The 13,920-nt window shown below is 43.3% G+C and carries 5 protein-coding genes; all 5 read right to left on the reverse strand.

Features of this window, described 5'->3' with window-relative positions:
* Positions 1–8: 8 nt before the first annotated feature.
* The 5 genes from bglX to Bovatus_RS06475 are packed head-to-tail and all read right to left on the reverse strand — an operon-like array spanning position 9 to position 13,914.
* A complete protein-coding gene (gene bglX / locus Bovatus_RS06455; RefSeq protein WP_004296677.1) occupies positions 9–3,158 on the reverse strand; it encodes a beta-glucosidase BglX in 3,150 nt (1,049 codons plus the stop codon).
* A 19-nt stretch (positions 3,159–3,177) separates the two neighbouring features.
* Positions 3,178–5,841, reverse strand: coding sequence for a RagB/SusD family nutrient uptake outer membrane protein (locus Bovatus_RS06460; protein WP_004296676.1), 2,664 nt, complete (start codon positions 5,839–5,841; stop codon positions 3,178–3,180).
* A gap of 26 nt (positions 5,842–5,867) precedes the next feature.
* Positions 5,868–8,696 carry a SusC/RagA family TonB-linked outer membrane protein gene (locus Bovatus_RS06465; protein WP_004321138.1) on the reverse strand — a complete coding sequence of 943 codons (2,829 nt, stop codon included), beginning with the start codon at positions 8,694–8,696 and terminating at the stop codon, positions 5,868–5,870.
* Positions 8,697–8,725: 29 nt separating this feature from the next.
* A complete protein-coding gene (locus Bovatus_RS06470) occupies positions 8,726–10,483 on the reverse strand; it encodes a RagB/SusD family nutrient uptake outer membrane protein (RefSeq protein WP_004321141.1) in 1,758 nt (585 codons plus the stop codon).
* A gap of 5 nt (positions 10,484–10,488) precedes the next feature.
* Positions 10,489–13,914 carry a TonB-dependent receptor gene (locus Bovatus_RS06475; protein WP_004296673.1) on the reverse strand — a complete coding sequence of 1,142 codons (3,426 nt, stop codon included), beginning with the start codon at positions 13,912–13,914 and terminating at the stop codon, positions 10,489–10,491.
* Between the last annotated feature and the right edge of the window lie 6 nt (positions 13,915–13,920).

The raw sequence follows: 13,920 nt of genomic DNA on the forward strand, positions 1-13,920 counted from the left end.
TCCTCCTTCTAATTTATTAGTTTGACCGATATGGTTTGTAAATCATTACTGTTGCAGCCGGTCATAATTTCAAATTCACCGGGTTCTACCACATAGTTCATGGCAGCATCATAAAAGCCTAAAGCTAAAGGAGAAATGTCAAACTGAACGGTCTTTGACTCCCCCGCTTTCAGGAATATTTTCTTGAATGCCTTCAACTCCTTTACCGGACGCACAACAGAAGCAACTTTATCATTCACATACAGTTGCACAGTCTCTTCGCCATCTCTGTCTCCGGTATTGGTTACTGTCACCGAAACGGAGATGGTCTCCTGTCGCGTATATTCTTTTTGGGTGCTCTGCGGAGCTGAATAACTGAATGTGGTATAACTCAAACCGTAACCAAAAGGATAGAGCGGAGCATTCGGAACATCGATATGCCGGGTGGTTGAGGAATGGAGCATATCTCCCGGACGTCCGGATTTCTTATAGTTATAGTAAATCGGTACTTGTCCCTCTACCCGTGGAAAAGAAATGGTCAATCTTCCGGAAGGATTATAATCACCGAACAGTATATCAGCAATAGCGGTTCCTGCAGAAGTACCTAAAAACCAGGTTTCGAGAATGGCCGATACGTTCTTGTCCACCCATTCGATAGACAGCGGACGCCCATTCATCAATACGACGACAACGGGTTTCCCTGTGGCAACCAGTTCTTTTATCAATTCTTCCTGCACACCCGGCAAATCCAGTTGGGCACGGCTTCTCGATTCGCCACTCATCAAAGCTTTTTCACCGACAACGGCAATCACCATATCACTTTTGGAAGCCAATTTCACTGCTTCTTTGAATCCTGACTTATCTTCTCCGTCAAAATCGCAACCACGGGCATATCCAACTTTCGTTTTGTTACCGCCGATTTTGTTCTTTATGCCCTGCAATACAGTCGTCACATGGCGATCTTCCCCTCTTGCTCTCCACGAGCCCAGCAGTTCGGTCTGATTATCGGCCAGCGGACCTACCACGGCAATGGAACGGACATTTTTTGCCAGCGGTAATGTATGATTGTCATTCTTCAGCAGGACAGCCGATTTATGAGCCATGTCCAGTGCTGCATCCAGAAATTCTTTTTTCATGATTGTCTGCGATTCGTATTCTTCATTACAGAATTTATATGGATCAACAAACAGTCCCAAAGCATATTTGATATGCAGAATCCGACTGACGGAATTGTCGACATCTTCCATACTGATTTTACCGGCTTCTATCAGTTCTTTCATGTATTTATTATAGAGCCCATCTGTCATATCCATGTCGATGCCGGAATTGAAAGCCAGACGGGTAGCGTCTTTATCGTCTTCCGCCACTCCCTGCGCCACCAGCTGCTTCACTGCTTCCCAATCGCTTACCACAAAACCATTGAAATTCCATTGCCCTCTCAATAAGTCTTTGAGCAGGAACGGATGTGCGGACGCAGGAATACCATTTATATCATTGAAAGCACTCATAAAAGTAAGTACTCCCGCATCAATGCAAGCCTTAAAAGGAGGTAGATAAGTATCAAACAAAGTCCGTTCCGACATATCCACCGGAGCATAATCTCTTCCCGCCTGGGGAAGTCCGTAAGCTACCCAATGCTTTGCACATGCCAATACTGAATTATTCTCCCAAAGATTCCACTGAAAACCATTCACTCTTGCTTTGGCTATTTCACTTCCCAGGTAGGTGTCTTCTCCTGCTCCTTCCACTACCCTGCCCCAACGGGCGTCTCTTGCGATGTCGACCATAGGAGCGAACGTCCAATGTAGTCCGGCTGCCGAGGATTCAATCGCAGCAATCTTGGCAGCTCGTTCGATCGCTGCTAAATCCCAACTACACGATTCCGCCAAAGGAGTCGGAAAGATTGTCTTATATCCATGAATCACGTCCATCCCAAAAAGAATCGGTATCTTTATCCGGGAATGACGCATATTCTTTTCCTGCAAATCACGCAATGTCTTTGCACCGGATATATTCAAAACAGAACCTACAAGTCCGCGTGCTATCAATGAATCGCTCAAATATTCTGATTCAGGACCGGTTAAAAGGGTACGGCCTACGTATTGGGATAACTGGCCGATCTTCTCTTCCACAGTCATCCGTGAGAGCAAATCTTTAACAAATGAATCCGCTTCCGGAGTATGAGGTAGTTTACTATTTCCGACGATCCGGGTATGCGGATCGCGAACATAAACTCTTATCCAATCAATATCGAAATCAAATTGCTGCAATTCCTCCGCAGGATAGCCGACATCCAACTTGTCAAATGCTCCTACCTGCCCGGTGATAGCAATATCCCAAACTCTGTCCAGCCGATCCTCTTTACGAGCCTTAGTGATAAAATCAGTATATGCATCCCCCAACTGTGTACGGGTATGTATCTGGTAATTGACTTTATTATCTATCAGAAACGTAATGATGGCATGATTGTTATCAACAGGATCGGGATCTATCTGAACCGCATATACATGGAAATTATCTCCCGGCTTATCGTCTCCGATTTCAGTATATCGTATCTGACCTTTGGGTAGATTGATTCCCAACTTTTGCGTTTCCGAATTGAACAAATGCAAGGTTTGATTCGCTTTGGCCGGATAAGGATTTTCCCCGAAAGCTTTGGTAAAAAACTCCAGTATATCTATTTCGGCTACTCCAGCTCCTTTATAATGCCTCAACCAAAGTGCATTCCAAAGCCCATATAGATATGGGACTTTGGCTTTGATCTCTATGCGGCAGAAAAGAGGATAATATTTCTCCGTATCGGAATCTCTGCTGGACAGCGCTCCCGACCACCATCCGGTCTTACTCTTCACACTGGGATGAACGGGACTGGGCGCATCTTTACTTTTGAATGAGCGAATTCGACAAATCTTCTCTCCTGTAGGAAGGGTTTCGATAAAGACCTGCTCCGGACGATATGTCTGAAGCATGGCTTTATTTTCCTGATTATAGGTGGGTCGCCCCACTTTTGGGGAACCATATATTCCCCAATACCGGGAGTCAATCACATCTCCGTTAAACTCGTCTCCATCGTAATAAATCCATCCGGGAGGGGTTTCTGATGAAGGAGGAATAACGGTTTGGGCTTTCACCACCCCGATACAGCAAAATATGATTATTAGAATCTTTATTTTCAACATGATATTTCTTTTTAATGATTTACCAACCCGGATTCTGTTTCCAGTTCTTCAACTGCAGAATCTCACTTTCAGGTATGGGATACCAATACATTTTAGAATCAAACACTCTCTTTTCTACCACAGCACGGGAATAATCAAACTTCTCGACGGGATATTCCGGCTTTTCAGGAATCTCTGGTTCTGTTTCATCCCGGGTAAATACACGTACCCAATCTACATCCATCGAAACGTTTCTCAAATTGGCATTCCTGTCTTCGGGATAGCCGATACCATTTTCATTCTTTCCTCCGATTTGTCCGGTTATCGCAATGTCCCAGGTTCGCTTTTCTCTTCCCTCCGCTATTGCTTTGGTTATAAATGTATTATATCTGTCATCATAGTCAATCGTCTTGAATGTATTGGTTACTTTACCATCCAACAGGTAGCTGATGATAGCATGCTTATCCGGAGAAACCGGGTCCGGATCTACCTGAACGCCATACGTATGGAAGTCTGCTCCCGGATCAAAATCAAGCACTGTATGTCGTCCGTACCCATTCACGTTGATTCCCAGATTGCCTGTTTTATTATCATGCAAATGTAAAGCCTGGCTAAGCCGGCGGGGTGAAGCCGTATTCTCAAATTCCTTGACGAAAAACTCTTCGATGTCAAGTTCCGCAACACTGGCTCCTGCATAATGACGACACCACGGTCCCATCCATATACCATATATATAAGGTATTTTTGCACGAATCTCAATGCGGGAATGCAGAGGGTAATATTTCCCCTGATAACCATATTTGTCGGTATCCCGGCTGGACAAAGCTCCCGACCACCATCCTTCTCTCGTACTGGCAGTGCTTAATGTCGGAGCCGGTGGATTGTCGTCCTTGGTGGCTGCTATCCGGGCAAAGCTCAATCCGCCACTCCCTTTCTCAATCGTAATCTGTTTTTTACGATAAGTCTGGATATTTCCGGTGGGTTGTCCATACTGGGAGTTTCCTACCGGAGTGTCGCTTCCATACTGTCCCCAATATGAGTTGTTTATGACCAAATCATTGAATTCGTCTCCATCGTAATAATGCCATCCTTCCGGAACTTCGTTAGCCGGTATTACGGAATTCCGGGTAACAGCTCTTCGAGCCTGATTCTTACGGGTGATTTCAAGACCTAGCAAATCTCCTCCGAGTGTTTCTTGCGCAATCTTCCACCGTCTTACATCCCACGAACGATGCTCCTCAAATGCCAGTTCGACACGACGTTCACGCCGGATACGCTCACGCATTTCGTCCTGCGTCAATCCGGAAGGCAGATTCGGTTGTCCGGCACGGCTGCGCACTCGATTGACGTATTCTGCTATATCCGCATTTTCGGGATCGTATTCGTTCAAGGCTTCCGCATAATTCAGGTAAATCTCCGCTAAACGAAACAACGGCCAGATATGTCCCTGACTTCCTCCGCCGGTTTGGATATTCACATCTTCATTGAGGTATTTTTTCAGATAGAATCCGGTTTTGGTTGCATTGGTAACGCCCAGACCGTCTTTTCCACCGTCCCAATTCTCTACCGCCGTGCTTTTCCAAACGGAATCATTCAGCAGAATGGTAGCATTCAACCTGTCATCCCGGTAGAATTGCGGACGAACGGCATTTTCCTCATTCTCCCAACTAAAATAGCTGCCATCTTTCATTTCATAAGAGTCTACCAGATTCAACGAAGGATTGATGCCGCCTACCCCACCATAACTGACAGGAAAGTTGTATTTTTCAAAGTCGGAATTGTTTCCATAACGACGCATCAGAATAAACTCGGAATTCTGAAAGTTATTCTTGAATAAAGTGGCATAACTGCCATACAACGAATATATGCCCAGATCAATTACGTCTTTCGCAGCCTGTGCCGCAGCTTTCCATTTCTCCATATCGGAAGGAAGATCGCTTTCCGAAAAATTCTGCCAGTCCAGATACAAGGGACTGGCCGCATACAATAAAACTCTGCTTTTCAAAGCCAATGCGGCTCCCTTCGTTGCACGTCCCAAATCCGAATCGATTCCTCGTCCCGGAGTTAAATCGAGCACTTCGGCTACCTTATCACATTCGCTGGAGATGAATGAGATGCAATCGTCCATAGACGGGCGTGGAGTCTCCGAATAATCCGCATTGACGGATAGTGTAGAAGTAATCACAGGTACAGGTCCGAAACGTTTCACCAGCTCGAAATGGAAAAACGCTCTTAAAAAACGGGCCTCATATTTCCATGTTTTCAAGTCATTCAGACGGTTCTGATATTCATTCTGATTATCCGGATCGAGTCTGTATTTATCCAGATTCACTCTGTCTACATTTTCTATAAATTCATTCGCTATGCGAATTCCTGCGTAATACTTATTCCACAAATCATCCGGATTGGACCTTGAATTCCAGGCTCCGGTGTTGAAGTGCTGGATGTTGCAGGAGGCATTAGCATGTTCGGCATCATCGGTAGCGGCATCCAACATAGCTTCGGAACCGATACGGTTGAAACCATCAGGCAGATACCGATAAGCATTGACTAGAAATTTGCTTGTACGTTCATAGGAAGTAAAGGTCATCTCGTTGTCGATAAACGAATCATACTCTCTGTCCAGATAATCACTGCATCCGGACAATATGCTGATAGCAGCAAGAGCATTCAATATGATAGATAAACCTATTGGGTATTTCATAATTATTATATTTTTGTTCTTACCTATTAAAAATCAATTTTTATTCCCAGGTTGTAGGAACGTGTCAACGGATATGTAATCAAAGAACTGCTTTCCGGGTCGGCCAATCCGTCAAGATGACTCACGGTGAAAAGATTGCTCGCATTAGCATACACATACAATCTGGACAATTTTATCGCTCTTGCTATTGACTGGGGGAAGGTATATCCAATCCGGATATTCTTCATTCTGAAGTAGTTTCCGTTTCTTTTCCAATATGTAGATATCCGGTAATTGTTTTCAAATGTCCGGGTAGACAAACGGGGATAAGAAGCATTGGGATTCTCCGGTGTCCAGCTGTCGAGAGCCAGTTTTGAAGCAGAGCCATTGTCGGTAAAGGAATAAGCCAACGGCCCGCTCAAATAGATGTCTCTATTGGCAACGCCATGAAATAAAGCCTCAACGTCTATCCCTTTCCATTCAAAGCCTATTTTCAAAGCATAATTCCACTCCGGAATATTAGAATATCCCACAGGATAGGAGTCATTGGAATCGACTACTCCATCACCATTTTTATCGATATATTTTATATCACCGGGGTTTACTTCTCCAAACTGCGGTACCGGTAAATGTGACTTCAGACTTCCATTCGAATCGAAATCACTCTCCTGATACAGTCCGTCAGCAACAAGTACAAAAGGAGTATTCACGGAACGTCCTTTACGATATTGATAATCGTAGAGTTTCACTTCTTCCGCCATATCGACAATTTCATTCTTTGCATACCACGCCGATGTTTCAACGTAATAGTTGAAGTTATTTTTAAGACTGCTTTCGTACCTGATCGTACCCTCGAAACCTTGATTCTTTACTTTACCTACATTCATATAAGGCAATATGTCGCCATAAGAGGCTCCAACAAATCCGGGAATAGTGGAATACGGCTGTGACAGGATATCATATCTTTCTTTATGGAAATAATCGAATTCTACCGACAGCCCTTTCAGTAAAACTGCATCCAATCCGATATTGAATACACGTTCCTTCTCCCAACTAATATCGGGATTGGCAATCATATCTGCCCGAAACCCGCCTGTTGATGACGACCCTGTACCTAAAAAATAGGAGCCGTTACTGCTATAAGTCTGGTCGAACAGATAACGTCCGTTCTCATTCTGATTGTTTCCAACCAGTCCGATAGATGCTCTTAGTTTCAAATATTCAACCCAGTTGATATTTTTCATGAAGTTTTCTTTCGACAGTATCCATCCGGCGGAGAAAGCGGGAAAGAATCCATATCTTTTTCCAGGAGCATAATCATCACAACCTGTATATGAAGCTGCAAATTCTCCTATGTATTTTTGATTATAAGAGTAAGTTACCCGCCCTGCATAATTCAAGTATTTAATGTCATCACGACTTCCATATTTCTGATATAAATCAGACAGGAAAAAGATGCTGGCAGTGAGTTGATGTTGCTTGAAAACGCGATCATAATCCAACTGTGCCTTAAAGTTCAGACGGCTCCAGTCAGTACGGAATCCTTCATCGGATTCCAAAGGAGAATCAGCGCCGTAGGGTGTATATAGCACCTCTCCCCCTGCTCCTTTGGAAAGAGAATAACGGGCATAATTCTGATTCTTTATAGATGAATCCGCCATATAGTTGTTGTAGGCAATACCGGCACTGACACTTAATCCCTTTGTCAGTTTCTCCAGGTCGTATTTAGGCATAAAAATCAGTTGGAAAGTCCGGCTGTTTTCTTTATAAAGCCCTCTGCTGACGATATTACCGACCGGGTTGGTAAAAGCGGCATTTCCTCCATACGATCCGTCGGGGTTGTACACCGGAAATGCATTCGGAGCTGTTCTCCATATCGCTCCCAAAAGTCCGTTGGCAGAACTGCTGCCTCCGGGAATAGAGCGATTACCTACACTCCCGCTAAAATTGAGTCCGGTAGACAGGTGTTTGCTTATCTGGATATTCAAATTAGACCTGAAATTAAAGCTCGCATAATAGGCATTCGAGTTTTCCCGGCGTTTTTTATCGGTGTCTTTGTAGAAACCGATGTTCTGCAAAAGATTCATCATTACATAGTATTGCACCACATCTCCTCCTCCTTTAAAACTTAAATCAGCCATACTCAAAGGAGCTGTATTATTCAAAATGGCCTTTTTCCAGTTTACATTGGGGTAAAAGTAAGGATCGGTGTTGTTCTGATAGGCATTCAATTCCTCTGGAGTGTATAAACGAGGCAATCCGTCATTCACACGCGCCTGATTGTATAAGGTGGTATAATCATACGCATTGATAGGATCGGGAACGCCCAACGGTTGTTGTATTCCCGTTTGTAAACGGATACTGACTTGCGGAGCGGAAACGCATCCTTTCTTGGTTGTCACCAATAAAACACCATTTGCACCACGCATACCATATAAAGCCAGAGCCGAAGCGTCTTTCAATAATGTTACAGACTCGATTTCCGCAGTGGACAGACTTTCAATCGGGGCTTCGAAACCGTCGACATATACCAGCATTTTTTGTCCGCTTGCATAGGAAGTACGTCCCCGGAGGTAGAGATTCGCGATAGAGAAATCATAGCCGGGCTCTCCGCTTTGTTGCAACAATGTTAGTCCGGGAAGCTGTCCTTGCAGACTATTTCCCAAGCTTGCGGAAGTAGTTTTCATCAAATCTTCCCCACGTATGGAAGAAATGGCACTTGTTCGCCTCCATTCCGGTTGTTGCCCATTGGCGACTTCTACAAGTGCAGAGTCGGCTATGTGTTGAGCAAACAAAACGGGAGCATAAAAAGTGAGAATAGTAGTCAAAAGTATAGCATAACGCTTCCCTTTGTATATACTGTTTATTATTGTCATACCTTTTATTTTTAGTTGATTGAACATATTTACCATCCCGGATTCTGAAGCATATACCCTTTATCTATTTCGGTCTGCTTGATAGGATGTAAATAAGAACGGTCACTCCATAATCTGTTTTCAAAGACATAAGGTTTGTAATGTACTTTACCCGGTGCTCCTGTAACAGCGGAGAGCTGCAATCCATACATGGCACCTTTCATAACACCTTCATCATCGGCTATCAGCCAACGTCGTATATCCCAGAAACGATGATCTTCATAAGCCAGTTCCACGGCTCGTTCTCTTCGCAGTTTCTCCCTGAACTGCTCTTTATTCAAAGTGGAAGGAAAGCCCGGCATTCCGGAGCGTTCACGAACTTTCAGGACTGCATCGAATGCTTCTTTCGGGGGAGTTTCATAATATTCATTCAAAGCTTCTGCATAATTCAGATAGAGTTCGGCTACCCGGAAGACAATCCAGTCCATATTAGTGGAGTTGCGCGGAGCCGTTGCTCTTAGTACGCGAGGTACCCATTTGCGAACCAGGTGTTTCGTTTTATCATTGGCTACATTGTGAGCTCCACCGGGCAGAAAATTAAGAATTCCAATCTCTGTATTCCAGTTAGCTCCATGTGCTGCAATGGTTTGCGCAAAACGAGGGTCCAGTTCGTCGTACTTTTCAAGCAGATCATCGCCACCATCCATATTCCATGTTTGTTGGTTCCCGTCTTTTTTCTCATAGAAACGCACGAAATTGAAGGTTGTAAAAAGACCGCCGTCGCTCCAACTACTTCCCGCCCATGCCGGTATATTGCTTGTTATGGGATGACTGCTTGTTGTGAAATTCCGGTATTTCTTGTTGGCCAGAATTATTTCTTTGTTATCGGGAGCAGTCCACACATGTTCGTAATTTGTTTCAGGTGTTCCCTCATCGTACAAGTCATAATAGCCAGAAGATTCAACAGCGGTAATGGCTGCCTTGGCTGCTTTAGCAGCTTCATTCCAGCGTTCTTTACTATAGTTTCCATATCCTATCAGGTCATTATTTCCACTTAAAGGAAGGTACGGATCGTCGGTATTGAACAAAGGACTCGCCGCATACAGGAGTACTCTGGATTTGAGAGCTAAGGCGGCTATCCTGTTTGCCCGTCCCACCAATATCGAATTCGTATAATAATCCGGTAATATGGAGGCAGCCCGGTCACAATCGACAAGAATGGAGTCTACACAATCGGAAAATGTATTACGGGGTAGTTTACCATCTTCCGACGGATTTATTCTACGGTATATTATAGGCAGTCCACCATATCTATATACTCCTTCCCAGAAGACCAAAGCCCGCATAAAATAGGCTTCGCCTCTGGAACGTTTCTTAAAATCAACGTCTCCCGGATCATCGGGCACTTCGTCAATACGTTCAAGCACGATATTGCATTTTCGTAATGTCTGCCAACGGGTGTTGTGACGGGGGTCTTCATCCCAGTCTATGCTGCTGTTGTTATGATTGTCCACGTTCCACGAGGCATTGCCCTTCCCCCAGTTTGCACCTTGTTCGGCTTCATCACACGCTCCTGCCAGGGTTGAGGTTGCACACAGTTTACGGTCGATCCCGCTACTTCCCATCGAGAACCCCAGCGGCATACCTTCTGCATAGATGCCTGTTATGTATTGTTCTGTCAAAGTCCTGTCGGCAAAGACACCGTCTTCATCCAAATCGACAGAGGGCGGAGCTTCCAGATAGTCACTACACGAAAACATCAATACAGACGACAGAAGTATTGCACATATATATGTTATTCTTTTCATGATTATCAAAAATTTATATTAAGACCAATATTATATACTTTCTGCAACGGATATGTATTGATTTCAACATTTCCACTTCTCGAAGGTGCTTCCGGGTCCAGATCTACCACATCTGTCCACGTGAATAAATTGGAACCGTTGAAATATAATCTTACACTATTCAGGTTAAGCCGTTTGACAAAACCTCCGGTAAATGTATATCCTACTTCGAGGTTTTTCAATCGCAAATAACTGGCATCCCGTATCCAAAGAGTAGAAGGACGATAGTTGTGATCGGTTTCTCCGTTGGGATTCAGAGACAAACGGGGAAAGGTGATCTTTTCTCCTGCCTCATACCGTTCCTGTGTCCAACGTTCTTTTATCAGAGATTTCGCACTCTCTTCTCCTTTCGCGAAAGGCCACATCGACCGTCCGAAATATTTAATGGATACATTGTCGGCTCCCTGAAATAAGATGGAGAAATCAAATCCTTTATATTGCGCTCCGAATGAGAAACCGTAAATAATCTCCGGTACGGGGGTGTATCCTATCGGGACCATGTCGTAATCATCAATCACTCCATCCTGGTTGACGTCTATATACTTGACGTCTCCCGGTTGCAACTGATTCCCGCTCCATGAACTTTTAGGACGGTCTAATGCATTGATTTCTTCCCACGAGTTATAGTATCCGTCAAAAATCAGTCCGAAAAACTGATTCTTTCTTCTTCCGGTAGTCATCTGATAATCATATCTCTTCTGCACTTCATCCATGTAGATGATTTCATTCCTCGCAAATGAATAATTGAAGCGTGCCCAATAATGGAAATCTTGTATATGATGTCTAAAATTAAGGTCCATTTCCCAACCGCGATTTTCCATTTCTCCAAAATTATATGCAGGAAGATTAGCACCTATAATCATGGGGGATGTTGATCTGTTGGCTAATATGTTATTCCGTTTTTCTTTGAATATATCAAATGAAGCAGTCAGACAATTATTGAACAGATTAATATCTACACCGACATTCATCTTTTTCGCCTTTTCCCAAGTCAAATCAGGATTACCGATTTTATTTTCAACAATCATCAGTGAAGTATACGGATTGGAAGCCAAACCGAAATTATACTTGTTCACACCCGAATCGCTCGCTGCTCCATAAGAAGACGGCAGATACAAAAATCGATCACCACCTATCTGATCGTTTCCTACCTCTCCGTAGGACCCTCTCACCTTTAGATATTTAACGATATTGTTTTTCGGAAAAAACTTTTCTTCACTGATGACCCAACCTAATGAAACAGCAGGAAAAAATCCGAACCGTTTGCCTTTGGCAAAATTCTCGGTTCCGTTGTATCCCATATTGAATTCTGCCAAATAACGGGAGGCATATTCATAGGTCAATCGTCCTACCAATCCCTGATAAGCATTAGGTACATAATATTGAAGGGAGGGGGAATAATATTTACTCTGATTATACAGAATAAGTGCTGTCGTTTTATGAAGCCCGAAAGTTCTATTATAATCAATTCCAAACTCCATATATACTTTCCGGTTCTTATCCCATCCGGTACTTACAGACCAGATACTCTCTTCTGATTGGGGGATCAGATAGATGTAATCCGGATCTTCCGCATCACGGCGCGCAAGATAATAAGGAAAGGTTTTCGAATATTTCTTACGGCTGTAATAATAGCTATCATACGCGATACTCCCGTGTACGGACAAACCTTTGGTCAGCAAAGATGATAAATCATAATTCAGACGTAATGTTGTATTGATGTTATTTCTATTATCTTTCTGATAACCGTTGCTTAATAAGGTTTGCCAGGGATTGACGCTTCCCAATCCATCCTGTATGCGGACAATTTTATTGTCCACCAATCCCGGAGAGCTCAAGGGATTGGCAAAAGAAATAGCTTGCCAGATTCCACTGTTACCGGAGCCCGGAGTAATCACTCTGCCTATCTGGGCGGCCATTTGAACAGTTGCCGAAAAGTCCCGCGTTATCTGAAAATCGAAATTAGTTCTGAAGTTATAACGGGTGTTACGGGGATTTACATCATGATCCGAATCTATCTTGGTATGTTTATAGATACCGGTCTGATCGAAATAACTTCCCGATATAAAGTATTTCACACGTTCTGTACCACCCGAAAGGTTGATGTTATGTTGAGTGCGGGTAGAAAACTTTCTAAGAAAATCGTCTATCCAGTTAGTGTTCGGATGCAAAATCGGATCAAAGCCATTTCTGTACAATTCAATATCTTTATCCGTGAATTTCGGTTGGTAGGTAGAACCCGAAACCCGGGAGTCATTTTCTAAAGCTTCATTGTATAAAGTTGCATAATCCGCACTATTCAGATAACTGGGGAGCTGGGTAGATTGCTGCAAAGCAAAATTACCCGAATAGCTCAACCGGGGACGCCCTCTTTCCCCTTTACGGGTAGTAATTAATACTACGCCGTTAGCTCCCTTTACTCCATAGATCGCTGTTGCCGAAGCATCTTTAAGTATATTCAATGATTCAACTTCATTCGGATCTATGCCGTCAAAATTAGTTCGTTCGATGCCATCGATCATTATTAAAGGAGCCGTGTTGTCTGTAAATGTACTGACACCTCTGATTAACAGACTGGAAGCGTCTTCGCCGGGAGCACCACTTCTTTGAAAAGCAATCAATCCCGGCATTCGTCCTACCAGCATGTTACTAATATTGGATTGTTGTGTCTGTACCAGTTCTTTCCTCGAAATAGAAGCGATAGATGCTGTCACACTTTCTTTCTTCTGCTTTCCGTAGCCGACAACAACGACTTCCTCCAGACTTTGCTCGGCTTCTTCTATTTCAATAGAAAGCACTTTATTGTCTTTTACAGGTACTGTCGTCGTGACATAACCGATATAACTGATTTCCAAAACTGCATTCGGATTTACAGATAAGGCAAAGCGCCCATTTATATCGGAAATTATGCCGTTAAATGTACCGACTTCCTTGATATTGGCACCGATAATCGGTTCTCCTTTTGTATCGGTAATAGTACCGGTTATTCTCCGAGGCTCCTGTGGCTGTGAAGAAAGATTCTTTTTCACTGCCGTTTTTCTCTTTACAACAATCTGTTTTCCATTTATTTCATATACCAGATTTGTCTTTTCAAACAAGGCTGACAATTTTTCTGTGATTGTCTTCTTCCTGGATAGATCTACACTGACAACTTGATTTAAACTAGGCCGGATATCTTTCGAATAGATGAAAACGTAGCCTGTTTCTTTCTCTATATCTTTAAAATATTCCAGTAGAGTCCCTTTCTTTATATCATAGAGTTCGCTCGTTCCATTTCCATTAGCGAGAGTTACATTCGCTATAAATAGAAAAATAACAAAAAATTTCACAAACAGATATGATTTACAAAGAAAATATGCCCTATTTGCATGATTGTAATAGGAATTTTCCATATTTTT

The organism is Bacteroides ovatus (genome assembly GCF_001314995.1).
GTDB lineage: Bacteria > Bacteroidota > Bacteroidia > Bacteroidales > Bacteroidaceae > Bacteroides > Bacteroides ovatus.